Raw genomic sequence first — 24,024 nt, forward strand, 5'->3', positions numbered from 1 at the left:
CTCGCTCAAGTTTGCCGCTTCGCCGATCACCACAACTCAAAAACGTGCCGCGGACTCCAGCGCTTCGAGCCAAAACAAGACTTTTTCAACACAATCGGGGTGAGAACGGACGTTCGGATGCCTTGGGGGCTTGGCGAGACCAGTGTGACCGGCACTTCGGCGTCATATTCCGTAAGCTGGCGACGTTATCCTATTGTGCGACTCCCGGCGTCCTGCTCCTGCCTACGAAGCGCTTCGGGTTAGGTCCTCGGACGGTAACATTCAACGACATAGAACTTCCGCTCATGCATAGCCGTCACAACGCCGCTTTCACCGCCCTTCTGGCAGCCGCGCTGTTTGGCGCAACCACACCTCTCGCCAAGACATTGCTCGGCTCTCTCTCGCCCTTCATGGTGGCGGGCCTGTTTTACCTTGGTAGCGGCGTTGGTCTCGCCTTCGGAATTCTCCTTCAGCGGTTCCGTCGCACGGCCGGTGAACGAGAAAACGAAAGCCGGATTCAGCTCGCCGAGGTGCCCTGGCTCCTTGGCGCAATCGCAGCAGGCGGCGTCGCGGGACCTGCGCTGCTGATGCTCGGCCTCAGTACGACGCCAGCCGCAACCAGTTCCCTGCTGCTGAACCTTGAGGGCGTATTCACGGCGGTGATTGCCTGGGTTGTGTTCCGCGAGAATGTCGACGTACAGATATTTCTCGGGATGGTCGCAATAGTGTTAGGTGGCGTCGTGCTGTCGTGGCAGCCGGGTGCCGCTGGCGTCGCGCCAGGTGCCCTGCTCGTCGTTGCAGCCTGCGTTGCGTGGGCAGCCGACAATAATTTGACGCGCAAAGTGTCGGCGAACGACGCGATGGTCATTGCCTGTCTGAAAGGACTGGTCGCCGGCTCAGTCAATCTGTGCATCGCGCTACTGCTGGGTGCACATCTGCCCGGCGTCGGCAAGATTGCAGCAGCCATGCTGACCGGCTTCGCTGGCTACGGCGTCAGCCTGGTTCTTTTTGTCGTCGCCCTGCGAAATCTCGGTACCGCCCGAACCGGCGCGTATTTTTCTGTCGCCCCAATATTCGGCGTCGCGTTATCGCTTTTCCTCTGGCCCGAGGTCCCGTCGCTGTCTTTCTGGATTGCGGCTGCGCTCATGGCTCTTGGAATCTGGCTGCATATCCGTGAGCGTCATGAACATCCGCACACTCACGAGGTCCTGGGCCATAACCATCGGCACCGGCACGACGAGCACCATCAGCACACACACGACTTCGAGTGGGACGGTGAGGAGCCGCACACGCATCCCCACCAGCACACGCCTATTACCCACACACATGCGCATTTTCCCGATATCCATCATCGCCACCCGCATTGATGGCGCCGGCGCGGCGCGCTAATCTGTCGGCAGGCACAGCGTTGTCTGTGCAGGTCTTGCGCCGTGAAAAGGAATCACACCTTCTGGCTCGTCGTCGCCATCGCGATCATTGTTGCTGCCTGTGCTTATGTTCTGTTTTCCGTTTCCTACATAAACGCTGACTGACGGCGCGATCCGCGGTCGATGCCTTGTCTGAACGCACCTCTCCAAGTTTCTGTCGCGTCTACACTAAGGCAACTTTTTGATCTGCAGATTCCTGTACTGCGTACGAGAGAGGTAGTCGTGAGCCTGGAGGGCGATATAGCCCGCCTGCTGACGGGAGCTCTGATAGTCGTTGACGAGCTGACCGTTGAGTGTGACGCGAATTCGCGGCCCGTTTGCCTCGATGAGAAAGTTATTCCAGACGCCGATCGGGACGGTGGTTGACATACTCGGCGCCTGCAGATCATAGATTGCGCCCGTGACCTTCAGCAGATGGCCTTCCGTGTTGGTAGCGGAGTCGTAGCCTCGCTGGTCGATCTGGATTTCGTGACCTATGGCGTCCGCCTGCTGAAGCGCATTCGGGACATTCGCGGCAGGAATGCGGATGTAGATTCCCGAGTTTTCTTCCCGTCGACTGATTCTCCAGTCCACCGAAAGCTCGAAGTTCCCGAACTGTTCCTTGATGTACCAGTACAGTCCGTACCAGCCGACCGTTTCCATCACCGAGCCATAGTGGATCATCGAAGCCGGACTATTGGGCTGTTTGACCATGAGCCAGTCGGCAGGTGCAAGCGACAGGGGCGCGAACCCCGGTGCTGAAGCCGCGCTCCCCGCGTTGGTGATAGCCGTTGCCACGCGCCGTGCAAGCGAAAGGGCCGTCAGCGATGGATTGGCGGACCCAAGCGTCGGAAACGCGGCTGGACCGGCGACATAGGCATTCGAGATGCCCTGGAATCTGCTGTTCACGTCCGTGATCGCAATGCCCGCCGGTCCCATGAAAAGCGGTCCTGCCTCATGGTGTGTGGTTCCGAGGCGGTCCTGCCAGAACCCTTTTCCATTGCTATCGGGCTGTGGCCGTGCAGGTTGCCATTGACTGGCGGGGGCGTTCCAGTACTCGATATTCGCCGCAGACTTTGCAAGTCCCAGCGCCAGATCAAATGCGGCCTTGTCCATCGCGGCCCAGAGTGCCAGGTCATTCTGCGTGGGAATAAGATGTACGCAGGCGCGACGCATGCCCCATTGGTCCGTCTCCGGACTGAGGTCTATCCAGCTGCGCGACGGATCGATGTTATTGATGGAACGTTGATCTTCCATCTCGCCAATACCGCGGAAAGTAATGCTCACCCACGTCTGATCCTGATTCGCAAGAAGGCTGTCGATTACATCAATGTCCGGCACCATGCTCCACATGTTCTTTTCCGGGTTCGGACCGGCGAGGGAGGCGGCTGTGACCTGGAAATGGAACTGTCGCCCGAGCGCGCTTCCCCGCACGATCAATGCAACGGTTTCGAGGTCGCTGGGCGCCTCGTTAAGGCCGAGTGCGCTGCGCCTGATACGAACCGTGATGTTGCTGCGCAGGTGCGCCATCAGATTGCCGAGGCGCGGCGAGCCGAACTGCTGCGAACCGACACCGAGGGACTCGAGTGCCAGACGCGTTGCCTCAATCGTGCCATTGGCGAGAATCACGGCACACCCTGGCGCGACCGGCTGCGTCGTGCGTGTGCCATCAACACTGAGGTCGACAGATGTCACGGTCGATCCCGTAATATTGAGGCGATGCACCTGAACACGGGGCACAACGAAGATGCGGCGGCTTTGATCGCCATATGCGGTATTCGTTGCGACATCACTTCGTAGCGCGTCCATCATGAAGGGCGCGCTACTGAACTTGTCGAAAGCAAACAGTCCTGAGCGAGGCGCCGCCCCTTGCACTGCCAGGGGCGCTTCCTTCACGTCGTTGATTCCGTCGAGCGGAATTGCGCCAGTGATTCCGTTGAACAGCGCGTTATAAAGCGCGGACTGCGTGATGAAGTCGGTTGTCGTCGCAGCCCCGATCTCCTGCGCCGTGTGCGCGTATCCGCCCGGGCTTTTGAGGTACGTGACGATTTCCGCCGGCCAATTGGCCAGGTCAGCGTCGGTGAGTGCGGGCGACCAGCCGCCCCAGAATAACGACCGCCCGCCGAAGCAGTACGCGAGCCCCGGAAATGCCTCATTGCTGATCCACGGCATGCCCCAGATCACGTTCTGCGTACCGCTTGTGTCATCGCGGGTTCGCAGGTAACGGGGGCCGCCAACATTCCCGCCCAACTGCTGCGGCAGGTTCTGGATATGAGAGGGAAACAGGACTCCACCGGCATCCAGCACGAGTATCCGGAGCGCGCTGGTCGCGCCCAGACGGAAAAGCTTTTCCGCACAGTAGCCACCGAACATTCCCGCGCCAATCACGACCGCATCGAACGGATAGCCTCCGGGGCCTTGTGCTGCTGTCACTTCCTGCCAGTTATTGCACAGATATCGCCCCAGCACGTCGTAGCTGAATGCGGTCTGCTGAACGTCATCCCGTGCGGGGTTGGGACCAGCGATGAGTTCGTTGAGTGACATGGCAAGTCCTCCTCCTGTCGCAAGGCGATTCGATTCGGCGCGGGTTGCCGCTGCTAAACCACGGGGGCAAAACCCAAACACGGGAGGCGGCCGCGGACGGCGGGGGAGTCAGGTCTTCGACGAGGGCCCTGACAGACAACGATAGTCGTTGCTCAGACAAAACCCAAATACTTCTTGTAGAGACAGCAACATCGATGTAGTGTGTGTTACATGAGTACATTAACCACCTGGTCCCTGCTGGTCCTCACGCTTCCAACGGAAAACGCCACAGCCCGCATGCGCTTCTGGCGTGCGCTGAAAGCGAAGGGGTGTGCCGTGCTACGTGACGGCATTTATCTGCTGCCTCACACGGAAGAGCGTGAACAGATGCTGCGCGAACTGGCGGGTGCCATCGCAGATAGCGGTGGCACCGCACACCTGCTGCGCGCGCCGAGCCTCGACACCGCACAGGAAACGGAATTCCGGGCTCTTTTCGACCGCAGTGAAGACCACGCAGAGTTCATGCGCTCGCTGAAGGACGCGCGCAAGACGATATCGGGCCAGTCGGCGGCTGATCTGACGCGGTTGCTTCGGCGTTTGCGCAAGGACTACGACACCATTGGCGCGATTGATTATTTCCCGGGCGATGCCGCAACACGTGCAGAGGCTGCGTGGCAGGACTTCATCGGTCTGGTCGACACAGTGCTCTCGCCCGGTGAACCCCATTCCGCCGAACGACCCATCCGGAGCCTGTCAGTTGGCGACTATCAGGGGCGCACCTGGGCCACACGGCAACACCTGTGGGTCGATCGCGTTGCGAGCGCCTGGTTGATCCGGCGCTTCATCGATCGCGATGCGCAGTTCATCTGGCTCACATCGCCCAGCGCTTGTCCCACCGATGCGCTCGGTTTCGATTTCGACGGCGCCGCCTTCACGCATGTCGGCGAACGCGTGACGTTCGAGGTGCTGATTGCGAGCTTCGGTCTCGAGAAGGATGCCGCGCTGCTTCGGCTTGGCGAGTTGGTCCATGCGCTCGACGTCGGCGGCGCCCCCGTTCCCGAGGCCATCGGATTCGAAGCAGTGATGGCAGGGGCGAGGGAACGCGCGGCGGACGACGATCAGCTGCTCGACGAAATGGGTCGCGTGCTTGATTCGATCTACGCGCACTTTGCGACGAGCACAAAAAACAGCAACACAGGGGGCCGCTCATGAGCTCCACCACCGCGACCGCGCCGGGCTATACGCTTGGCCAGTTGATCCTTTACATGCTGCGTCTCGGCACCTTCGGTTTTGGGGGCCCGGTGGCGCTGGTCGGCTACATGCACCGCGACCTCGTCGAGCGCCGGGGCTGGATCACCGAAGCGGACTACAAGGAGGGGCTGGCGCTGGCTCAGATGATGCCAGGGCCTCTCGCCGCGCAACTTGGCATTTACCTCGGCTACGTCCACTACCGCGTCGTCGGTGCAACGGTGGCCGGTATCGCCTTCGTCCTGCCTTCCTTCCTGATGGTCGTCGCACTGGGCTGGGCCTACGCCCAGTTCGGCGGCCTCTCCTGGATGCAGGCGGTCTTCTATGGCGTGGGTGCCGCGGTCGTCGGAATCATCGCGATGAGCGCGTACAAGCTGACCAGGAAGACCGTCGGCAAAGACAGACTGCTGTGGGCGATATTCCTGACGCTCGCGGTCGTGACCGTCGTTAGTGAATCCGAAATCGCGTGGCTGTTTATCGCGGGTGGTCTGCTCACCTGGTTCTGGCGTGCGCCGCCGAAATGGCTACACAAGGGCGGACTGAACGCGCTCGCAGTGACGCAGGCACCGGGTATGAGCGGCGTCCTGAGTGGTCTTGATCTGCCACTGCTCGGCCAGATCGGCCTTTTCTTCGCCAAGGCCGGTGCGTTCGTATTCGGCTCGGGACTCGCGATCGTGCCGTTCCTCTACGGTGGCGTCGTGACCGAACACCACTGGCTCAACGACAAGCAGTTCGTCGACGCAGTCGCCGTCGCGATGATCACGCCGGGGCCGGTCGTCATCACGGTCGGCTTCATCGGCTACCTTGTCGCGGGATTGTCGGGCGCCTGTATCGCCGCACTCGGGACATTCCTGCCGTGCTACCTGTTCACGGTGCTGCCAGCGCCGTACTTCAAGAAATACGGCAAGCTGCCCGCCGTCAAGGCGTTCGTCGACGGCATTACGGCCGCAGCCGTGGGCGCCATCACCGGCTCAGTGATAGTCATCGCGCGGCGCTCCATCGTCGACTGGCCGACCGTTGTGCTCGCCCTTGTGACTGTCGTGCTGCTCTGGCGCTTCAAGAAGCTGCAGGAGCCGGTCATCGTCGTCGCGGCGGCCCTGTTTGGTCTTGCTGTCTATCCGCTCATTCATTCTCACGCCATCTGACGGCACGCGCGTGCGCGCAACCACAAGGAAAGCAATCATGGCAACACGTCGTACCTTCCTGCACAACACCGCTGCTGTTGGCGCGGGAATCATGCTGGCCCAGGCACAAACCGTACGTGCCGCAGAGGAAGCCGGTTACACCGATAAGCTCACAGACGCGGACGGCAAATACGCCGCAGCACCACTGCCATTTGCCTACGACGCGCTTGAACCTGTTATCGGCGCGCGCACTGTCGAACTGCACTACAACTTTCATCACAAGCCCGCTGTGGTTGCCGCAAACAAGGCGGAAGACGGCCTCGCGAAGGCGCGGGACTCAAACGATTTCGCGCTGGTGAAGTACTACGAGAAAGAACTCGCGTTCCAGCTGTCCAGCCACATCCTGCACACGATCTACTGGACCAGCATCTCGGGCAAGGGCGGTGAACCGAAGGGCGAGCTGGCCAAAGCAATCGACAGGAATTTCGGTTCGTATGCGAAGTTCAAGGCACAGCTGGTTGCCTCGACGATTGCGGTAGAAGCATCGGGCTGGGGTGTCGTTGGCTACCATCCTGCGACGGGCAAGCTCATGATCCTCCAGTGCGAGAACCATCAGAAGCTGACAGCCTGGGGCATCCAGCCCATCCTCATCCTCGACGTTTTCGAGCACGCGTATTACCTGAAGTACCAGAACCGGCGTAACGAATACGTCAATCAGCTTTTTAGCCTCATCAACTGGGACAACGCGGCGCTGAGAATGCAGGCAGCGTCGCCGGCGCGGAGGCTGACATGAAACGGGCTGCGCGCGAGCGCCCAGAAGCCGACTGACTAGCTACGGACGACGGACACAATCATGCGCTTTCTGACCCGATCCGGATGGCTCGCCGCGATCAACACCGCAGTCAACACAGAAGGGCAGCAATGGGTTGTGCCAACCCGGCTTGCGGTCGGCGTGCTGCTTCTTTGCCCGATCGATGGAAGCATCCAGCAACTGTTCACGTTCTATCACGTTGACCATTCCGCATTGTCTTCCGGTGCAGTTGCTGCCGGCATGATCCTTCGCGCCGTCGAGATCCTCGCCGGAATAAGTTTCCTTGCCGGACTGGGAACGAGGCTGGCGGGGTATCCGGCGGTGGCCATTTTCGCCATGCGGGCAATGGCCAATTCTGCGAACTCAATCGACTGGCTGCGGGATGTCGTGAACAGCGTAATCGTGCCTCACGGCGACTGGGGCTATGGCGCAATGTATCTCGGCGTCGCGCTGCTCCTTGGCGAGTTGCTGGGTGCCGGCAGCGGCCCGTGGTCGCTTGATCACTGGCTGTCAGGGAAATTCGGGGCAGTCGGGAAGTCCGATTCCAGGCGTTGAGACGGCACAACACGTTTGATGCAACAGGAGACGTCCATGACCTTTCAGATGAAACCCCTGGCCTGCGATCCAGCGAAACTCGCCGGTCTGTCCGAGAAGCTGATCGTCAGTCACTACGAGAACAACTACGGCGGCGCCGTCAAACGCCTGAACGCGATCACCGGGGAGCTGGCCGCGATCGACGTGACCAGCGCGCCCGTGTTCGTGCTTAACGGACTCAAGCGCGAAGAACTGATCGCTGCGAATTCGGTGATCCTGCACGAGACGTACTTCGAGAGTCTTGGCGCTGGCGACGCCGTAACGGGCGGTCTCGGGGCAGCGCTCGTACGGGACTTCGGCAGCATCGAGCGTTGGGAGGCCGAATTCACCGCGATGGGCAAGGCATTGGGCGGAGGCTCCGGCTGGGTGTTGCTGACCTGGTCGCCACGCCTCGGACGCCTCACGAACCAGTGGGCGTCCGACCACGCGCACACCCTTGCGGACGGCACGCCGATTCTCGCGCTGGACATGTACGAGCACTCCTATCACATCGATTTCGGTGCGAAGGCTGCAGCGTATGTGAATGCCTTCGTGCAAAACATCAACTGGACGCAGGTGGCGACGCGGTTCGACGCACTGGGCCTCTGATCAAGGTCGCCAGTGCGTCGCCATACGACAGGGAGCATGTCATGTCGATTTGCATTCATCCGTTGGCTCTAGCCAGCCTCGTTCTGGCCGCAGGCCTCGCGCTAGCCGGGTGCAAGGAAAAGCCGCTCGAAGGGCGTTATCAGGAAGCGGTCGGCCTGTCGCAGCTACCGGCGCCCGTCAAGGCAACGATCGCGCAGCAGGCACAAGGCCGCAGTGTCGGCGAAATCGAAAAGCAGACGGCGAAGGGCACGACCCGCTATGCCGTCGCGCTGGGCGCCGGCAACCAGAAGCAGGAGCTCATCATCGACGAGGGCGGCAAGGTGGTCGCCACCGACGCTGGCGAAGACGACGACGATTGAGCGGGCGCCGCTCGCATATCACTGCTGTATGGAGAAACATCATGAAATGGATCACGCGCGAACGTCCCAAGGTGGACCGGATCGCCTGTCCGTGGCTGATCGTCAGGTTCATCGACAAGGAGGCCGAGTTCCTTTACGTGCCGCGCGATGAGGTGCTGCGGGTCGCGCAGGATACCGGTGCCATTCCCTATGACGTGCCGAACGTCGAACTGGGTCACCACGGCGAGCTGTGCAGTTTCGATGCGTTCCTGCAGAAGTACCAGCTGACCGCACCCGCGCTGCTGAAACTCGCGCAGATCGTGCGTGGGGCGGACACCAGCCGGCTCGACCTCGCGCCCGAAGCGAACGGACTCTATGCGATTTCCGTGGGACTGTCGCGCAATTTTGACGACGATCACGAACAGCTGCGGTACGGCATGGTTGTCTACGACGCGCTCTATGCGTGGTGTCAGGGCGATGCGCGCACCTAGGACAGCGGCCTCGATCGCAGGTCGCGGTGTGGTGTCACGCCTGATTTTGCCCGCCGGTGTGGACGCAAGCGCGCTGCCCCTGCTTATCGGTCGTGGGTTGCGCGGCATGTGCGATGGCTTTGTCGCGGTGCTGCTTCCCGGCTATCTGCTGGCGCTGGGCTTTGGACAACTGGCTGTCGGACTCATCAGCACCACCACGCTGTTCGGCTCGGCTTTAGCGACCGTGCTAGTGGGTCTCGTCGGCAATCGCTTTGCGCCGCGCGGCCTGCTGCGCTTCGCGGCAGCGCTCATGATCGCCACCGGTCTGGCCTTCGCCGGACTGTCATCGCTGTGGCCACTGCTCATCGTTGCGTTCGTCGGCACGCTGAACCCGAGTTCGGGCGATGTCAGCCTGTTTCTTCCGCTTGAACACGCGCGGCTCGCGGAGTCGGCAACAGGCGATGCACGTACCGCATTGTTTGCGCGCTACAGCCTTGTCGGAGCGCTGTCTGCCGCACTCGGAGCCCTCGCGGCAGGACTGCCCGAATGGGTCGCTGCCCATGCCGCGGTCCCACCACTCATGGCGATGCGCGCGATGTTCATCGTCTACTCGACAACAGGATTCATCGTCTGGGTGCTTTACCGGCATCTACCCCCGCCCCATCTGACGGCTGAAAGAACGCACGTACCGCTTGGGCCGTCACGCAGAATCGTCACGCACCTTGCGCTGCTATTTAGCGTCGATGCCTTTGCTGGTGGCCTTCTCGTCAACTCGCTGCTGACCTTGTGGTTGATCCAGCGGTTTGGACTGTCGCTCGGCGCGGCAGGTCAGTTCTTTTTCTGGGCGGGAATACTCAGCGCGGGTTCCCAGCTAGCCGCAGCACCGTTATCGCGCCGGATTGGCTTGCTCAATACGATGGTGTTCACACACATCCCGTCGAGCGTATGCCTCATTGCCGCAGCATTTTCGCCATCGCTCGCGCTGACCCTGGCGCTTCTCCTCCTGCGTAGTGCCCTCTCGCAGATGGATGTACCGACTCGCAGCGCTTACGTCATGTCGATCGTCACGCCGGCTGAACGGCCCGCCGCAGCCAGCTTTACCGCGGTGCCACGAAGCCTCGCGGCAGCGCTCGCACCGGCGCTATCCGGGATGCTTCTCGGTCTGGGATGGCTCGGCGCTCCGCTGATCGCTTGCGGTCTGCTCAAGATTGCCTATGACCTTTCGTTGCTCGTCTCATTCCGCCGCGTTCGGCCAGACGGAGGGTCTTCATGACGCACAAACCGATGTCGCGGCGCAAAGCCGTGCTTTTGTATGTGATTCTCTGCCTGCTGTCCGCAGGCGCGGGCGTTTTCGTGTATCGCGTTCCTCAGGCCGCCAGCCCATCAGTGAGCGCTACCTTACCGCTGACGCATGTCGCTGACGTGCCTTTGCCTGGGCGCGCGACCCGTCTCGACTATGAGAGCTTCGATCCCGTTCGTCATCTGCTGTTCATCGCGCATCTGGGCGACAGCGAAGTCATCGTCGTCGACACAGAAAATTCGCGCGTGGTTGCTCGCATCGGCAACATTGCTGAAGTGCATGGCGTACTCGTTGTGCCTGAGTTGTCGCGTGTCTATGCGTCAGCAACTGGCTCGAATGAAGTCGTTGCCATTGACGAGCGTGCGCTAAAGATCATCGCACGCATGCCGGGTGGCATCTATCCGGACGGGTTGGCCTACGCGCCGGACACTCATAAACTCTACGTGTCGGACGAGACGGGTGGGACCGAAACAGTGATCGACACCCAATCCAATCGTCGCACCAACACGATCCAGCTGGGCGGCACTGTCGGCAACACACACTACGACGCCGCTTCTCGGCACGTCTTCGTGAACGCGCAGTCACAGCGACAACTTGTCGAAATCGATCCCGCGAATGATGCGATCCTTGCGCGGATCGATTTACCGGGCGCTCAGGGCAACCACGGGCTGTACATCGTTCCGCAACTCCACCTCGCGTTTATCGCCTGCGAAGACAACGCCAGGCTACTGGAGTTGGACCTGCTTACGAGAAAGGTCATCCAGTCGTTTGACGTCGGCGAGGACCCTGACGTACTCGCGTTCGATCCCGGCCGGGGCACGCTTTATGTTGCTGGTGAAGCAGGCATCGTGTCGATGTTCGCCGTTGAGTCGTCGACTGTGTCGAAGACTGGCGAGGGGAGCATCGGCTCTAACGCGCACGTGGTTGGCGTCGATCCATCGACACATCACGTCTTTTTCCCGCTGAAGAACGTCGACGGTCGTCCAGTGCTCCGTGTGATGGCACCACGGTGAGTTTTTGTGTCACCGGAAACGATGGCAAAAGGAGGTTAGACATGAAAGCGATCCCCATGCTGGCGGTACTACTCACAGCAACCTCCGCCTTGGCTGCCGCCCCGCACGTGAGCGATGGCAGGCTGGTCGACGAGCACGGGATGACCTTGTACGTGTTCGACGGAAAGGGAGCGCCCGACGCCAGATCGTGCGAAGGCGATTGCGAAAGAAACTTCCCGCCAGCACTCGCTGCGCCTGGCGACAGACCTACTGGTGACCTGACCGTGATGCCAATGCCTAACGGTGGATCGCAGTGGGCCTTCAAGGGAAAGCCTTTACATCGTGGCCTGATGGACAAAAAACCAGGTGATCACGCAGGGGACGGTCTTAACGAGGTCTGGCACAGCGTGCGGATACGATAGCGAGTTGCGAGGCCCCGCGTGGTTATGATTGGCCGAAATCGGCGGCTAAAGCGGTCATGCGCGAATAGTGAGGGAACGGCCGAAATTGGCCGTACTGGGACGGACGGCGACATCGCAGGACACCTGCTCGATGGCTCGATGACAAAATCGCACTTGGACGTTTGCTCAGACGGCTATTAGCGCGACGCGTGCATGGTTGCACGCGCGGAATCTTGCTGTCTCGAGGACGGCCAGCGGGGGACCGGATCTTGCGCGGGATGTACCTGTCCTGCTAATGGAAGGGAGCGCATCATGGTCAAGCTACTTGGCATCCTGGCTTTAGCGCTCAGTATTGCGGGTTGCGTCGCTGCCCAGCCGCCCTACTACGGCTACGGCGACCCGCCCGGCTATTATGCGCCGCCCCCCAATTTCGGCATCGGGATCGGGGCAGGCAGTTTCGGTGGGAGCGGTTTCGGAGGCGTCGGCGTCGGGCTCGGGTTTTAGATGAAGCGATACTGCCGGCAATCGTGCGTCGTCTCCATTCGGCAGTCCGACGTTAAGCAATTCACTGTCCCGTGCAGAGCATCATGCGCGACTCCCAGCCCTTCAAAGGCTAGCCGTTAACTACCGATCCGCTTGCCTAAGGAGCGCCGGATCAGCTTTGAGAGAGCATCGAGCAGGCGAGCAGGTAAGGCGTGAACCATTCGGGCGTCCTGGTGATGCTGACGCTATTTCCACCGCCCTGATCAATATGGTTCCGTCCACTGGTTTTTTCAGGTAGCCTGCGGCACATTGCGCGAGAGCCTTCTCGCGCATGACGGCATTTTCGTTTCCCGGTAACGAAGATTATGGGCTGAGCAGCCGTGTCATCATTCGCGCGTTGCGCTGTGCGACGTCCCTATAGCAGTTGTTGAACAGGACGTGCGTGCGGCCGACGTTCTTCGCAATCGCCTGGATGTCCGGCGCGAGCGAGTGCAATTCGTCCTCCGAGTACTCATAGTTGAAGCGATCGGCGGCCGATTCGGCGCCCGACCACGTGTCTGCATTGCGGCCGTGCAGCCGCACGATCGCGAGTTCCGGCGAGGTCGCCTCCCAAACGGTGTGTGCTCGTTTTGACACTCCCTCCGGCGCATCGACAATGACGTGCACAACCCCGCGTTCCCGCTCCATTGCCAGCGTCGACTCCCGGTGCTTTTCGCCCAACCAGCTCTCATGCCTGAACTCAAATGCGGTGAGGAACGGATGCATGCGCTCCGCACAGTGTTCAACGTGTTCCCTGGCTTTCGGTACCGCGGTGATCCAGTGAGGAAACTGAAAAAGCACTGAGCCGAGCTTCCCGGCCACATGTAACGGCTGCAGCGCCTCAAAAAAGCGGGCCCACAGTTCATCCAGCACCGCTTGCGGGATGTCCTTGTAGTAGAGGTTCTTCTTGCCGGTGCTTGGAAGGTCTGCCTGAAGATCCTTTGGAAAAAATCGCGGCTCGGTCTGGTGGCCGGTGAACAGCCGGAAGGCCTTGACGTCGAAGACGAACCCCGGGGGTGTGCGCTCAACCCATAGGGCACTGTTGGTCGCGCTCGGCATCGCGTAGTACGAGGAATCGACTTCGACCAACGGGAACACGCTTGCGTAATACCGCAGACGAGCTTCTGCGCTATTGCAGCCGGGAGGGTAGAAGGCGCCCGACTCGATTAGCGTTTTATCGGTCCACGAGGCTGTCCCGACCAGAATCGACATGCCAGTCTCCGTTGAGATGCGGGGACGTCCATTCTGCCATGGGGGATGCGCGCATCTCCCGGAAGATATGACGTCGATTACCCCGGCTCGCGGCCGTCCCGGAGACCGATCGATGAAAGCATAGCGCCTGAGATAGCGCCGGGCATGTCGCCGCCCGTAACAGGTACCTCAACCCGCGCCACGACGTGCTCCGGGCCCAGCGACAATCCGCAATCGGGGCAGGCGGGCTTTACATCGGCGAACATCGGGTCGAGACCTTCGTAATCTCCAGCGTGGGAAAGGCTCTTCGCAAAGTTGAAGTGCCAGGCTGGTACCGCGCTGTCGTCTGCGCTTTCAACAATGCAGCCACGGTGCCCACAAGGGCATAGCAGATTGAATATCGTCAGTCTTTTCACGGTGCACTCCGTCGTCTCGCAACTGAACAAGGCCCGAGCATCGGAAGTGCCAGCCTCTCCACGCTTTCACGCTCCCCTTTGCCGCAGGGGGCCATGCGCATGCGTCCTTGAAGACTCTTCGCGCGGCCTCAACGACTCGCAGTGACCATGCCGACTGCACGTCGCATCGCCGCAGTGACGCCTTGCCGGGTGTGCCAGTAGCCCTGCCACGGGTCGGAGGCTAGTGAGCGCTGCCGCTGTACCGCTTTGCGCATGGTCCACTCGTCGCCGCGGCTGACTTCTTTCAGTTCGTCCCACGAGACGGGCATCGATACGCCCATTCCTGACCTTGCACGCACCGAGAACGCGGCTACCGTGCTCGCACCGCGACCGTTGCGCAGGTAGTCGATGAAGATCTTGCCGACGCGGTTTTTAGGGCCAAGCACTGCAGAAAACCGCTGCGGCACGACCCGCGCCATGTGCCGTGCCACCGCGTGAGCGAAAGCCTTTGTTTCGCTCCACCCCTGACGCCGGGTCAACGGCACGACGACGTGAAAGCCTTTGCCGCCGCTCGTCTTTGGGAAAGAGCGCAGGCCAATCTCGTCAAGTACGACCTTCAGGAGCTCTGCGGCTTCGAGCATCGCAGTCCAAGGCAGCGCCGGGTCCGGATCGAGATCGAAGATGATGCGATCAGGATGCTCAAGGTCCGGCGCGACGGCATTCCACGTGTGGATCTCGATGACGCTCATCTGTGCCAAGCCAACGAGCGCCTCTTCGCTGGCCGCTACCAGTAACGGAGGGTGACGTGGATGCAGCGCGGGAGGCAGTTCGACCACACCCGGAATGCGCGCTCTCTCACTGTGCTTCTGGAAAAAAAGTTCGCCCTTGATCCCGTCTGGCGCACGGACGAGTGCGAGCGGCCGGTTCTGCAGATGGGGCAACGCCCACCCGGCGATCGCGGCGTAGTACTCCGCCAGTTCCCTCTTTGTGTAGCCGGTGACTTCGTCCAGAACACGCTGCGCATTGGTGATCCGGATGCCACCGATCTTCACTGCGCCCTTGGCGCCCGCCACTTCCCGTGTAGAGCCGGCGTCGGCTTCCACTGGCTCGGCGGACTCTACGGCCACCATCGGCTCTTCGCTGACTGCGGACGCGGGCTTGTCGTCGCGCACAGCATGGAAGACCGGGTGACGCACTTCGCCGCCCGGCGTCCATTCGAGAAACGAGCATTCAACGACGATCGACGGGGCGAGCCACAGATAATCCCGTTCCTTCTCCGGCTTCGGCGGGTTGTAGAAGGCAGTGGACTCGCGGCGCACGGCGTCTGCTCTCGCCAGGAAGGCGGACGCGGCGCGGGATGAAAAGTACGGTCTCACGCTGCCCGCGTAACGCAGGGAACCGTCCTTTTCATGCACGCCAAGCAGCAGCGATTGCACTCCCGCCCGCGCGCCCTTCGCGCGCGTGAAGCCGCCTACAACGAACTCCTGCCTGGCCTGGCACTTGAGTTTGATCCAATCCGTCGAGCGACCGGAACGGTAAGGCGCGTCCGCCCTCTTGCCGATGATGCCCTCGAGCTTCATCTTGCATGCGGAGGCGACAAGGGACACGGGGTCCTGCGGAAAGTCTTCCGAAAAACGTATCGCGTTGGATGTCGCCTGCTCCATCAGTTCGCGCAAAAGCGCGCGGCGGGAACGCAACGGTTGTTCGCGCAGATCGACCCCATTCAACCAGAGGATGTCAAACACGAACATGACAATGTCGGACGTGCTGCGCCGGTCGAAGGCGTTCTGCAGCGCGTTGAAATCGGGGCGGCCGCCCGAGTCGAGCACGATCGCCTCCCCGTCAAGCCAGGCGTCGTCAACCTGTAGGGCGTTGCAGGCATCGGCTAGCCGAGGCATGCGCGCTGTCCAGTCGTGTCCGTTGCGGGTAAAAATCTGGGTGCTACCGCGTTCAATACGCGTCATCACGCGATAACCGTCGAACTTGATTTCGTAGGACCAGTCGCCGCCCTTCGGCGGACGGCCCACCAGTGTCGCCAGTTGCGGCTGTATCAACGCCGGCGGTCCACCTTCGCTTTGATCCGCTCGCGCGGCGACACGTGCAGGATTGGCCCGGTTCCAGCGCCCCATGTCACTCGCCGGCCTCGTGCGGAGGTGCGTCGCTCAGCCATGCGAGCACCTCCGGGCGATTGCTAAAGGAAGGAGACGATATCCACTTTTCAAACGTCGGCTGCCAGTCTTCCCAGACATAGTCGTCGATGTTGAACTCTTCCTCGATCGCGTCCGTTCCACGCTCACATAGGAACGCAAACACAACCTCGCTTCCGTTCCAGTAAGCAACCATACACTCGTTCAGGTCAGCGGCGGTGCCTTGCGGTAAATCCCGGAGCATCATTGCAAGCTGTTGAACAAACTGATCTCGGGTCATGACAGTCCTCTCGACCCCGCGCGCGGGTAGTCCATAAACGAATGCGTGAATCGGAATGCATACCGGGCCGTGTCGCAGTGGCCTATCCCAGAACAGCAGTTTCTATACCGCACTCGGCTACCTTGCAGCCCGGTTGGACTCCGCAGCCTTTGGGCAGCACGGCGCCAGCCGCTGCCGTTAAGTTTCATTAAAGATCGGGGCGCTCGAGCCGTTAAATACTACGATTATCTCGAGTGGCGCCCGTCGGTCTAAATTCATTAACCAAAGGAATTAAAAATGCGTCTACTGCTCGCCATCATTTTGCCGTGGCTCCAGTTCTTCACCATCGGTCGCCCCTTCGCCGGCATCATCTGCCTGCTGCTTCAGCTGACAATAATCGGCTGGGTTCCCGCGGCGATCTGGTCCGTTTTCGCCTTGAGCCAGTACAAGACGGACCAGAAGATCGAACGTGCGCTGGGAAGTCGCGGCTGATCGATGCCAATCGCGGCTCCACGCTGCCGGGTCGTGAGGTGACTGTCGATGGCCCGGCGTCACTTCTGGTATGCAAACGGAAGCAGGAATGTCTACGGTTTCGGTGTTGGATCAAACCGGCCTGGCTGCGTCGAACTGCTCGCTTGAACGCGCAATGGCTCTACTCGGGAAAGGTGCGGCTGAACTGGTCCACATGACACCGATGACGATCAGGCTCACGCGGCCACTCGGAAACGGAGCGCCATCGTCTTCATGCAGAGCGCGAGACGCCACTAATCCCAGTCAGAAGAAGCGGTCATCGCGTCTGAGAAGCTTACGGGCCCGGGACGGGAGTAACTGCTTTTACTGTGGTGCCGCGCTGGAAAATGAAGACGTCACGCTTGAACACCTGCTATCAGAGAAAGACGGTGGCACGTCGCGGCTCGCCAATCTGGCGCTCGCCCATAAGAAATGCAACGAGCTCGCCGCGGATCTGCCGGTCGTCGAGAAGGTCCTGCTTCGTGAACGTCTGCGTGCTGAACGAACCGCGGCGCCACCAGACCGCGTCGGCTAGCCACGGTAGGTGGTTGCGGCGAGCATCGTCCCGCGACATTGACGGTGACCACATCGGCACTCGTATTGCGCCCGCACGGCTGCCGACAGGCGGCCCTCTACCGACAGGCCATATGAGATGAAAAGCTCCTGGCCCGGCTTGATATCCGAGAGCGCGTGGATGTGCACCCTTCCATTGGATTCGACGGCCTCGCAATTGGCGACGCAGGCGTGGTTGAGCCAGCGCGCGCTGTTGCCGCCAAGCGAGCCGTCGATGACCCGCCCATCGGATAGTCCAAAAAGGTACGTGTGGCCCTCCTTCCCGAAACGGCGATGGCGAGTTATAGCCTGCTTCCAGCTCATGACCGTGCCGGCGTACTCAAGGATGAGTTCGCCCGCGCTGATCGGTCGTAGCGCAAAGACGCCGCGACCGTGAACGCCCGAGCGGCGGACAGCAATTCTTTTCATCAGTACCTGTTGCAGTGAATGTCGAGCGTGCGCTCATTGGTGTGGCCCGGCTGCCGACTTGACAGCAACTCGCGCCTGGTAGAATCGTCCATCATACTCAACGAGAATTCAACCACATGGAACGCTATAAAGATCTGCTTGCGCAGAAGGAGCAACTCGAAAAGCTGATCGCCGAAGCCCGCAAAAAAGAGGCCGCTGCCGAGCTCGAACGGGTGCGCGAAGCCGTCGCGGAATTCGGTTTTTCGCCAGAAGACGTCTTTGGAAAGCGTCGCAGAGATGCGGGCGTGCCCGTGGCGCCGAAGTATCGCAATCCCGAGACGGGAGACACATGGAGCGGGCGCGGCCGCGCACCGCACTGGATCAAGGATCAGGACCTCGAACGCTTTCGCATCAAAGAATGAGTGGCGCGCAGCACGACGTTGTCAAGGCCCGGATCTATCTCGCCAGGTTTGACGTTTTCCGCGTCGATGCACTCGACTACGGTCGCTCGCTCCGGCGGATGTGCGCGGACGCCGGATTCGAGGGCCTCTACCCGCTCGATGCGCTGGTGCCGGCTGACCTGTCGCCGCAGGAAAAAGCTGCGTGGATCTATCGCTCCAATCTGGCAGCGATCCGCCGCGCGGATATTGTCATGGCCAACGTCGCAGATTTTCGCGGCGCGGGCGAGCCGGACAGCGGCACCGCGTTCGAAATCGGGTTTGCGGCTGCGCTTGGGAAGCCCATCTGGGCTTATCGGGAGGATCTCGCCGCGTTGCGCGAGCGCGTGCCACGCAGCGCGACACAGCTCGGCGATGTCTGCGAACGCGGCTATCTGGTTGAGGATTTCGGGCTCCCCCTTAACCTGATGCTCGCGTGCGCCGCAAAGATCGTCCAGGGCGGTCCGCTAGCGTGCCTGCGCGCGATCTCCGAGGCCTATGAGGGCGGCACGACAGCCCCCTCTTCCTGGAGGCGAATTGGCGAATCGAAGATTCGCCAGGTGTAGGGTTGACGCCACTTCAGTATATAAGGTGCTAAATGCCATGAACGAGTCGCATCTGTGGACAGCCGAGCCGCACACCGCTTATCTCCACTGGCAGACGACAGAGGCGGCCGGCGCGGACCGCCGCCGGTTCTCCCAGCGCTCGATCGTGCAGCACAAGGCGATGTTCGACCGGTTCCTGCGCCATCTGCTCACCCGAGGCGTGGCACTCGCGACGTTCGGGCCCGAGCACCTTGATTCTTTCTTTGACGACGTCGAAAACCGCTGTGCGCCAGGGACGACGACGCGCCTGCGTTACGTCAAGCTGATCGACCGGCTGTGCCGGCATCTGGTCGACGTCGGCCTGCGTCACAGCAATCCCGCGGCGACCTTCGCGCTCTCGGCAGCCTGGCCCGAGGACGAGCCCGACCCGCTCTTTCTCGATCCGGCCGCCGACGCGGCGCTGCAGACCTTCGTGCAACCCGACGCCGGCGACGATGCCCGCCTCTGCCGCAACCGCGCTGTCGTAGCGCTGCTGCTGGGGGCGGGCCTCACTGCGGCCGAACTGCGCGGCACACGATGGCGCGACGTCGTCGTCGAAGGGGTACGGCCGCAGGTATCCGTTCCAAAGCGAGGGACACGCCTCGAGAGGACTGTGGCCCTTCCCGCCTTCTCGACGCCTGCGCTTGCGGCATGGCAGCGGCTTCATCCGTCGCCCGACGGCGCGCTTCTTTTCCCCGCGCCGCGCACAGATGACAAGCCCATCAACGATGTGCTCCTCGGTGCAATCGTCCGCGACGCATTGGACGCGATCGGCTTCGCTGCGCCGGACATGAGCCCGCGCGTGTTGCGAAATACCTTCGCGCGTCGTCAGTTGCTGTCTGGCCGCACCAACGAACAGACGAGCGCAATGCTGGGTCTGTCCAGTCATCGCACCGTTATCCGCATCCGCGACACCATTAGCGCCCAGACGACTTGACTTCGCTTCCAACTCCGTAGGCTGGTCTTGCCGGTTCATCTGTGCCGGCACAACCTTTGTCCGGAGTGCTAAATGCCATACAAAACATCATTCATGGACATGGCCTATCCCGATGAAACGGGCAGGCCATGCGCCCTTCAGTTCCGCATTGCGCTTACCGCAACAACTGAGCGTCTGGCGATTGTCCATCTGCTTGAGACGAAGGCCGGGTACCAGGGTCCGATGGAGTCATCCATCGTCCGGGACCAGATCCTGAATCGCATTCTGGATACTCACCTGCGCGGTGTTCCGCTGAACGCCATCCGGCTCGTCGTCGAGAGCGGCGAAGAGTCGTCGCTGTTTCCAATCGATTTCGACGTTGGGGACTACATCAAGCGTGGCAACCCATACGAGGCGACGCATGTCACAACGGGTCGCGGTCTGTTCCGGGAACGTGTCGCGATCCGGTCTGAGTCGGTTGTCGCCGGACGAACCCGCGTACAGACCAGCCACGCCGAGCCCGTTGCCGTGCCGCGCGACATAGCTAACGCGCTGCGCTAGGCGTGTGACGCGGTCGGCCGGTTCACAAGCCCGAAAGGCGGTGCTGTTACGCCGTCTTTCGACGGGGCGTGCACCTGCGCGACCGGTCAGAATGTCCTGCAGTTCGTGTGTCCCGCAACCCGCATCACAGCCCTCCGCTGCCCACATCATTCGAGAGCGCATGAAAACAATCAAGCCGACGAACGAACAGCTCGACACGCTCGAGACGGTCGCCTCCGGCGCTACGGTAAAAGTCAAGGCGTACGCCGGCGCCGGCAAGACCTCGACGCTCGGGATGATCGCCGAACGGTTCAGGACGAAGCGTGGCCAGTACCTCGCCTTCAATAAGGACATTGCGGCGGAAGCCAGGCGGAAGTTTCCGCGCAACGTCATGTGTCAGACGGTCCATTCGGTCGCCTTCCGGGCCACCGACAAGGCGCTGACCGCGCGGCTGAACCTTCCAAAGGAGCCGCCTCACCTTCTCGCTGCCAGGTACGGGCTCGGCCCCGTCCGCGTTCCGACGATTATTGGCAAAAACGTCGAGCTATCCGCCTTTCAGGTCGGCCGCCTCGTTGCAGATGGCGCAGCACGCTTTTGCCGGTCGGCACAGGACGAGCCGCAGGCGTGGCACATTCCGGTCGACGAGATGATCACCGAGCAGTCGGCCGACGAGTTGCGAGCGATGCTGTTGCCTTTCGTGGTGCGGCACTGGAACGAGAGTATCGACCCGCAGGGAAAGACAGCCATCACGCCGGACACGTATCTGAAGACGTGGGAGCGGTCGCGGCCGCAGATCGGCGCCGATTTCATCCTGTTCGATGAGGCGCAGGACAGCGACGGTCTGATGCTGTCGGTCCTGCGTCGCCAGGAGCACGCGCAGGTCATTTATGTGGGCGACCCCTATCAGCAGATCTACGAGTGGCGCGGTGCGGTCAACGCCATGGAATACATCAAGGCACGGGAGTGCGCGCTCACCGAGTCGTTCCGTTTCGGACCGCACTTTGCCGCGCTTGCTTCACGCGTTCTGAACCTCCTGGGCGAGCGCGTACCGGTTCGCGGCCAGGCCAACGTCTCATCGACTTTCTTCGAGGAGCATGACCCTACCCGGCGCTTCGACGCGATCCTGTGCCGCAAGAACGTGACCGTCATCGGGACGCTGGCAAACGGACTGCAAAGTGGACACAAGGTCGCTGTGCGAGCGAACGTGGAGGAGATCCTTGCATTCGCCGACGGCGCAGACCGCCTGATGCGGGGTCAACGCACATTCAGTCCCGCATCGCTCGCACTGTTCGAAACATGGCGTGACGTCCAGCAATACGCGGCGACGCACGCTGGTCGCGATCTGCTTCCGGTCGTCCAGCTTATCGATCGTGAAGGCACTACGTATCTGCGCGACCTCCTGTCCCGCGCCTCGCCGGAAGCGGAGGCGGACTACGTGGTTTCAACGATTCACCGCGCCAAAGGTCTTGAATGGAACCGGGTGAAGGTCTGCGGCGACTTCCGGTTCAAGACGGAAGACGACGGACGCACTACGATGGCCGACGAAGAGAAGCGCTTGCTCTATGTCGGCCTGACACGCGCCCGGAATGAAATGGACGTATCGGAGTTGCGCAACGATCTACTTAAAGTTTTCACGGATGCGGCCGAAAGCTGATAAGACTGTCGTGAAACTGCAAGGCGGAAAGATGAGCGAGCATATGGAACAGCGAGGCGGCAACACGGAGGAATTGGACACTGCGTCGGGCCGGACACCGGATACGATGAACGGTCCATCGACTATCTGAGGCTCGTCTGCGGCGCTTCGCGCAATCACATGGAAGCTGGCAGAGCGATTGCCCTTATCGTGGAGCGTTACGAAGCAGATTCCGTCGCCAAAAAAGGAGACACGCCCGCCATACGGAAACATGCAAGGGCTTCCGTCAATGAGTACGTAGCGAAGGAGACAGGCCTGTCCTGCGCTACTGTTAAACTCTATGCCCGGTGCTACGAGAAATTTGGCGATAGTGGGGACGCCGTCGAATATCTTACGCTGAGCGATATGCAACTGCTGTTGCCGGAAAGCGTGGACGATGACCTCATCGATCAGGAAACCCGATCCCGACCTACGTCGGCAAGAAATCAGGCAAATGATGCGTGAATACCGCGCGGGCCTTGTTTGACCGTGGGAAGGTCTTGACGCTCAAGGTTTCTCACGACGTCGATCCGGACAAACCGCGGCGATAAACGTCCGTTTTTGAAGCTCGCCGCCCCTGGTCAGAGGTGCACCTCAATATCTCCTAGAATTACCGCTTATTGCAGATCGCCGAACGAGATGGCAGGCCTACCGAAAGAACAATCTTCCCGGCGCTTGGGACGCTCCGTTAGCACCCAGGTTGTCTTCGATGCGCACGAGCCAATCACGCACGGCAGAGCGCGGGAGTACGGCGACACAGAAAATCCCGCCCTTACCGCCTTCGTCGGTAGCCTCTGGGCGGAGCTCCATTCGGCTGACGCGACTCCGGTGCCGCGATGCCCGCATTGCGCTGGCGCCCGTGGCCGCCTGCACCAGCGGGCGAATGAGTATCATGCAGTGCCGTATTTTCGGTGCGCCGATTGCCGTCGTTTGTACACACGACTGACGGGCAGCCCCATTGCCCGCCTCCGGTTCGCGAAGAAAATGCCCGAGTTCTTCCGGCTTCTGTCCCAGCCGGTGCCGCTCGAGGAGGTGTCGCGGCGTCTGGGCGTCGATTACGGGGCCGTCTCGAACTGGTTGATGCGCTTCCGGCAACTGATTGCGTTGCACGATCCCGATGGTCAGTGGACGCCGCTTGTCAGGCTCGGCCTGAAGTACCGCCCGCACGGCGAATGTCCGAAATGCGGACATGATGGGCAACTGAACAACGGAGGGTTCACCGCCGACGACCAACGGCGGGCGAAGTGTCCGTCGTGCGCTTACGTGTGGCCGCTCGACGCTGGCACGACCGGCGGGGACGTACCCGTCATTGTGGCCAATGACCTGGCGCTCAACGCGGCCGAGCGCCGTCGACGCGCCGGACTCGAGGCCCCGGATCTGCCGCGTGTCGAATCTGCTTCGGTCAGAACGCAGCCCCGCACGGCGCCGGTGCCGGTGCCAACGCCGCTGCTCTCAGCTCTCGATGCAGACCGGTTTGATTTCGGCAGCCCGCTGCGTCACACCAGTCCTCTTCCGCGACGCCACGTCGAGGACAAGGAACTGACGCGTTTTCTGAAAAGCCACGTCGACCGGACCCTCTCCGACAATGTCGAACCGCCGCCGTGCCCGCATTGCGGCAGCGACAACACTCGACTTGCCTCTATGAAGCGCGCGCGCTCGCCTCTGCCCCAATTCCAGTGCCGTGGGTGCGCAAGGTTGTATTCGCGTGCGACCCGTACGCCGCTGGCCAAGATGCTGCGCAAGGACATCCTGTATGCGTTCCTGCCTCTGCTTTCGCAGCATCGGCCGCTCGCTCATGCCGCAGACGAACTCGGGACGACGCCTGAAATAGTAAAGGCCTGGGTCCGGCGATTCCGCGAGTGGCTGTTGCTCCTGGATCCGACCGGCAACTTTGAGCGGCGCGTGCGGCTTGGACTTAAAGCTCCGCGGCCGCTGATGGACTGCCCGCACTGCTCGAAGCAGGTCGAGGCGCGACCGCACGGTTTCAAACGGACTAGGAAGCGGACGGCGGCCGAACTCAAGCGGCGCCTGTTCCGTTGCACCGGATGCAACGGATTCTTCGACATCAGCATCGACGCCCTTTAAGTCTACGGAGCGCAGGTCCGGCAGGCACAGCC

General features: G+C 61.4%; 26 protein-coding genes. 21 read left to right on the plus strand and 5 right to left on the minus strand.

All coding sequences use genetic code 11. The features are described 5' to 3' along the window. Positions 1–284 precede the first annotated feature (284 nt). Positions 285–1,346, plus strand: coding sequence for a DMT family transporter (locus OH764_RS36580; RefSeq protein WP_498851835.1), 1,062 nt, complete (start codon positions 285–287; stop codon positions 1,344–1,346). 228 nt (positions 1,347–1,574) lie between these two features. Here OH764_RS36580 and OH764_RS36585 read toward each other — a convergent pair whose 3' ends face one another. Beyond that, positions 1,575–3,929, minus strand: a complete 2,355-nt coding sequence (locus tag OH764_RS36585; RefSeq protein WP_498851836.1) for a 3-keto-alpha-glucoside-1,2-lyase-like domain-containing protein — start codon at positions 3,927–3,929, stop codon at positions 1,575–1,577. 210 nt (positions 3,930–4,139) lie between these two features. On the opposite strand from OH764_RS36585, the gene OH764_RS36590 reads away from it, so the two are divergent. The 11 genes from OH764_RS36590 to OH764_RS36640 all read left to right on the plus strand — a co-directional run bounded on the left by OH764_RS36590 (position 4,140) and on the right by OH764_RS36640 (position 12,278). Further along, entirely contained in the window at positions 4,140–5,120 is a 981-nt protein-coding gene (locus OH764_RS36590) for a chromate resistance protein ChrB domain-containing protein (RefSeq protein WP_498851837.1), read from the plus strand. Next, the gene (locus tag OH764_RS36595; RefSeq protein ID WP_498851838.1) at positions 5,117–6,301 is read left to right on the plus strand and encodes a chromate transporter; all 1,185 of its coding nucleotides are present in this window, start codon (positions 5,117–5,119) and stop codon (positions 6,299–6,301) included. The genes OH764_RS36590 and OH764_RS36595 overlap by 4 nt, the downstream gene beginning before the upstream one ends. 37 nt (positions 6,302–6,338) lie before the next feature. Next, the gene (locus OH764_RS36600; protein ID WP_498851839.1) at positions 6,339–7,073 is read left to right on the plus strand and encodes a superoxide dismutase; all 735 of its coding nucleotides are present in this window, start codon (positions 6,339–6,341) and stop codon (positions 7,071–7,073) included. 60 nt (positions 7,074–7,133) lie between these two features. Continuing rightward, positions 7,134–7,646 carry a hypothetical protein gene (locus OH764_RS36605; protein WP_498851840.1) on the plus strand — a complete coding sequence of 171 codons (513 nt, stop codon included), beginning with the start codon at positions 7,134–7,136 and terminating at the stop codon, positions 7,644–7,646. Positions 7,647–7,682: 36 nt separating this feature from the next. Next, the gene (locus OH764_RS36610) at positions 7,683–8,273 is read left to right on the plus strand and encodes a superoxide dismutase (protein ID WP_498851841.1); all 591 of its coding nucleotides are present in this window, start codon (positions 7,683–7,685) and stop codon (positions 8,271–8,273) included. A gap of 41 nt (positions 8,274–8,314) precedes the next feature. Then, positions 8,315–8,632: a hypothetical protein gene (locus OH764_RS36615; protein ID WP_498851842.1), complete on the plus strand. Its 318-nt coding sequence runs from the start codon at positions 8,315–8,317 to the stop codon at positions 8,630–8,632. A gap of 41 nt (positions 8,633–8,673) precedes the next feature. Continuing rightward, the gene (locus OH764_RS36620) at positions 8,674–9,102 is read left to right on the plus strand and encodes a chromate resistance protein ChrB domain-containing protein (RefSeq protein WP_498851843.1); all 429 of its coding nucleotides are present in this window, start codon (positions 8,674–8,676) and stop codon (positions 9,100–9,102) included. Further along, positions 9,089–10,354 (plus strand): MFS transporter, encoded by a 1,266-nt coding sequence (locus tag OH764_RS36625; RefSeq protein WP_498851844.1) that lies wholly within the window; start codon positions 9,089–9,091, stop codon positions 10,352–10,354. Before OH764_RS36620 ends, OH764_RS36625 begins: the two co-directional genes overlap by 14 nt. After that, positions 10,351–11,394, plus strand: coding sequence for a YncE family protein (locus OH764_RS36630; protein ID WP_498851845.1), 1,044 nt, complete (start codon positions 10,351–10,353; stop codon positions 11,392–11,394). The genes OH764_RS36625 and OH764_RS36630 overlap by 4 nt, the downstream gene beginning before the upstream one ends. Positions 11,395–11,435: 41 nt before the next feature. Next, complete coding sequence (locus tag OH764_RS36635) at positions 11,436–11,795, plus strand: COG4315 family predicted lipoprotein (protein ID WP_498851846.1); 360 nt, start codon at positions 11,436–11,438, stop codon at positions 11,793–11,795. A 291-nt stretch (positions 11,796–12,086) separates the two neighbouring features. Continuing rightward, entirely contained in the window at positions 12,087–12,278 is a 192-nt protein-coding gene (locus OH764_RS36640; protein ID WP_498851847.1) for a hypothetical protein, read from the plus strand. Positions 12,279–12,620: 342 nt separating this feature from the next. Here OH764_RS36640 and OH764_RS36645 read toward each other — a convergent pair whose 3' ends face one another. From OH764_RS36645 to OH764_RS36655, 3 genes are all read right to left on the minus strand, one after another. After that, positions 12,621–13,508 (minus strand): DUF72 domain-containing protein, encoded by an 888-nt coding sequence (locus tag OH764_RS36645; protein WP_498851848.1) that lies wholly within the window; start codon positions 13,506–13,508, stop codon positions 12,621–12,623. 523 nt (positions 13,509–14,031) lie between these two features. Further along, positions 14,032–16,011, minus strand: a complete 1,980-nt coding sequence (gene ligD, locus OH764_RS36650) for a DNA ligase-like domain-containing protein (protein WP_498851849.1) — start codon at positions 16,009–16,011, stop codon at positions 14,032–14,034. 1 nt (position 16,012) lies between these two features. Then, positions 16,013–16,309, minus strand: coding sequence for a hypothetical protein (locus OH764_RS36655; RefSeq protein ID WP_498851850.1), 297 nt, complete (start codon positions 16,307–16,309; stop codon positions 16,013–16,015). 276 nt (positions 16,310–16,585) lie between these two features. On the opposite strand from OH764_RS36655, the gene OH764_RS36660 reads away from it, so the two are divergent. Continuing rightward, positions 16,586–16,780, plus strand: coding sequence for a YqaE/Pmp3 family membrane protein (locus OH764_RS36660; RefSeq protein ID WP_425181794.1), 195 nt, complete (start codon positions 16,586–16,588; stop codon positions 16,778–16,780). Positions 16,781–16,982: 202 nt separating this feature from the next. Next, a complete protein-coding gene (locus OH764_RS36665; RefSeq protein WP_498852034.1) occupies positions 16,983–17,333 on the plus strand; it encodes an HNH endonuclease in 351 nt (116 codons plus the stop codon). Here the strand turns inward: OH764_RS36665 and OH764_RS36670 are convergent. Then, a complete protein-coding gene (locus tag OH764_RS36670; protein WP_498851851.1) occupies positions 17,330–17,779 on the minus strand; it encodes an SET domain-containing protein in 450 nt (149 codons plus the stop codon). The genes OH764_RS36665 and OH764_RS36670 overlap by 4 nt on opposite strands. Before the next feature lie 116 nt (positions 17,780–17,895). Between OH764_RS36670 and OH764_RS36675 the strand changes: the two genes are divergently transcribed. The 7 genes from OH764_RS36675 to OH764_RS36705 all read left to right on the plus strand — a co-directional run bounded on the left by OH764_RS36675 (position 17,896) and on the right by OH764_RS36705 (position 23,992). Further along, positions 17,896–18,180 (plus strand): H-NS histone family protein, encoded by a 285-nt coding sequence (locus tag OH764_RS36675; RefSeq protein WP_498851852.1) that lies wholly within the window; start codon positions 17,896–17,898, stop codon positions 18,178–18,180. After that, positions 18,177–18,761: a nucleoside 2-deoxyribosyltransferase gene (locus tag OH764_RS36680; protein WP_498851853.1), complete on the plus strand. Its 585-nt coding sequence runs from the start codon at positions 18,177–18,179 to the stop codon at positions 18,759–18,761. Before OH764_RS36675 ends, OH764_RS36680 begins: the two co-directional genes overlap by 4 nt. A 37-nt stretch (positions 18,762–18,798) precedes the next feature. Beyond that, positions 18,799–19,716: a tyrosine-type recombinase/integrase gene (locus OH764_RS36685; RefSeq protein WP_498851854.1), complete on the plus strand. Its 918-nt coding sequence runs from the start codon at positions 18,799–18,801 to the stop codon at positions 19,714–19,716. 93 nt (positions 19,717–19,809) lie between these two features. Beyond that, a complete protein-coding gene (locus OH764_RS36690) occupies positions 19,810–20,256 on the plus strand; it encodes a hypothetical protein (protein ID WP_498851855.1) in 447 nt (148 codons plus the stop codon). A 160-nt stretch (positions 20,257–20,416) separates the two neighbouring features. Next, positions 20,417–21,889 (plus strand): DEAD/DEAH box helicase, encoded by a 1,473-nt coding sequence (locus tag OH764_RS36695; protein ID WP_498851856.1) that lies wholly within the window; start codon positions 20,417–20,419, stop codon positions 21,887–21,889. Positions 21,890–22,048: 159 nt separating this feature from the next. Continuing rightward, positions 22,049–22,372, plus strand: coding sequence for a hypothetical protein (locus OH764_RS36700; RefSeq protein WP_498851857.1), 324 nt, complete (start codon positions 22,049–22,051; stop codon positions 22,370–22,372). Between the two features lie 519 nt (positions 22,373–22,891). Then, complete coding sequence (locus tag OH764_RS36705) at positions 22,892–23,992, plus strand: DUF746 domain-containing protein (protein WP_498851858.1); 1,101 nt, start codon at positions 22,892–22,894, stop codon at positions 23,990–23,992. The last annotated feature ends 32 nt before the right edge of the window (positions 23,993–24,024 follow it).

The organism is Burkholderia sp. M6-3, assembly GCF_050858985.1.
Taxonomy (GTDB): domain Bacteria; phylum Pseudomonadota; class Gammaproteobacteria; order Burkholderiales; family Burkholderiaceae; genus Paraburkholderia; species Paraburkholderia caledonica.

Excerpts from the sequence above, each read along its gene's own strand:
- OH764_RS36585 (WP_498851836.1), bottom strand. The coding sequence starts at position 3,929 with ATGTCACTCAACGAACTCATCGCTGGTCCCAACCCCGCACGGGATGAC.
- OH764_RS36695 (WP_498851856.1), top strand. The coding sequence starts at position 20,417 with ATGAAAACAATCAAGCCGACGAACGAACAGCTCGACACGCTCGAGACG.
- OH764_RS36590 (WP_498851837.1), top strand. The coding sequence starts at position 4,140 with ATGAGTACATTAACCACCTGGTCCCTGCTGGTCCTCACGCTTCCAACG.
- OH764_RS36615 (WP_498851842.1), top strand. The coding sequence starts at position 8,315 with ATGTCGATTTGCATTCATCCGTTGGCTCTAGCCAGCCTCGTTCTGGCC.
- OH764_RS36610 (WP_498851841.1), top strand. The coding sequence starts at position 7,683 with ATGACCTTTCAGATGAAACCCCTGGCCTGCGATCCAGCGAAACTCGCC.
- OH764_RS36655 (WP_498851850.1), bottom strand. The coding sequence starts at position 16,309 with ATGACCCGAGATCAGTTTGTTCAACAGCTTGCAATGATGCTCCGGGAT.
- OH764_RS36600 (WP_498851839.1), top strand. The coding sequence starts at position 6,339 with ATGGCAACACGTCGTACCTTCCTGCACAACACCGCTGCTGTTGGCGCG.
- OH764_RS36705 (WP_498851858.1), top strand. The coding sequence starts at position 22,892 with ATGCCCGAGTTCTTCCGGCTTCTGTCCCAGCCGGTGCCGCTCGAGGAG.
- OH764_RS36645 (WP_498851848.1), bottom strand. The coding sequence starts at position 13,508 with ATGTCGATTCTGGTCGGGACAGCCTCGTGGACCGATAAAACGCTAATC.
- OH764_RS36625 (WP_498851844.1), top strand. The coding sequence starts at position 9,089 with ATGCGCGCACCTAGGACAGCGGCCTCGATCGCAGGTCGCGGTGTGGTG.
- OH764_RS36700 (WP_498851857.1), top strand. The coding sequence starts at position 22,049 with ATGGAAGCTGGCAGAGCGATTGCCCTTATCGTGGAGCGTTACGAAGCA.
- OH764_RS36690 (WP_498851855.1), top strand. The coding sequence starts at position 19,810 with ATGGACATGGCCTATCCCGATGAAACGGGCAGGCCATGCGCCCTTCAG.
- OH764_RS36580 (WP_498851835.1), top strand. The coding sequence starts at position 285 with ATGCATAGCCGTCACAACGCCGCTTTCACCGCCCTTCTGGCAGCCGCG.
- OH764_RS36665 (WP_498852034.1), top strand. The coding sequence starts at position 16,983 with ATGACGATCAGGCTCACGCGGCCACTCGGAAACGGAGCGCCATCGTCT.
- OH764_RS36635 (WP_498851846.1), top strand. The coding sequence starts at position 11,436 with ATGAAAGCGATCCCCATGCTGGCGGTACTACTCACAGCAACCTCCGCC.
- OH764_RS36605 (WP_498851840.1), top strand. The coding sequence starts at position 7,134 with ATGCGCTTTCTGACCCGATCCGGATGGCTCGCCGCGATCAACACCGCA.
- OH764_RS36675 (WP_498851852.1), top strand. The coding sequence starts at position 17,896 with ATGGAACGCTATAAAGATCTGCTTGCGCAGAAGGAGCAACTCGAAAAG.
- OH764_RS36670 (WP_498851851.1), bottom strand. The coding sequence starts at position 17,779 with ATGAAAAGAATTGCTGTCCGCCGCTCGGGCGTTCACGGTCGCGGCGTC.
- OH764_RS36685 (WP_498851854.1), top strand. The coding sequence starts at position 18,799 with ATGAACGAGTCGCATCTGTGGACAGCCGAGCCGCACACCGCTTATCTC.
- OH764_RS36640 (WP_498851847.1), top strand. The coding sequence starts at position 12,087 with ATGGTCAAGCTACTTGGCATCCTGGCTTTAGCGCTCAGTATTGCGGGT.
- OH764_RS36595 (WP_498851838.1), top strand. The coding sequence starts at position 5,117 with ATGAGCTCCACCACCGCGACCGCGCCGGGCTATACGCTTGGCCAGTTG.
- OH764_RS36660 (WP_425181794.1), top strand. The coding sequence starts at position 16,586 with ATGCGTCTACTGCTCGCCATCATTTTGCCGTGGCTCCAGTTCTTCACC.
- OH764_RS36680 (WP_498851853.1), top strand. The coding sequence starts at position 18,177 with ATGAGTGGCGCGCAGCACGACGTTGTCAAGGCCCGGATCTATCTCGCC.
- OH764_RS36620 (WP_498851843.1), top strand. The coding sequence starts at position 8,674 with ATGAAATGGATCACGCGCGAACGTCCCAAGGTGGACCGGATCGCCTGT.
- OH764_RS36630 (WP_498851845.1), top strand. The coding sequence starts at position 10,351 with ATGACGCACAAACCGATGTCGCGGCGCAAAGCCGTGCTTTTGTATGTG.
- ligD (WP_498851849.1), bottom strand. The coding sequence starts at position 16,011 with ATGGGGCGCTGGAACCGGGCCAATCCTGCACGTGTCGCCGCGCGAGCG.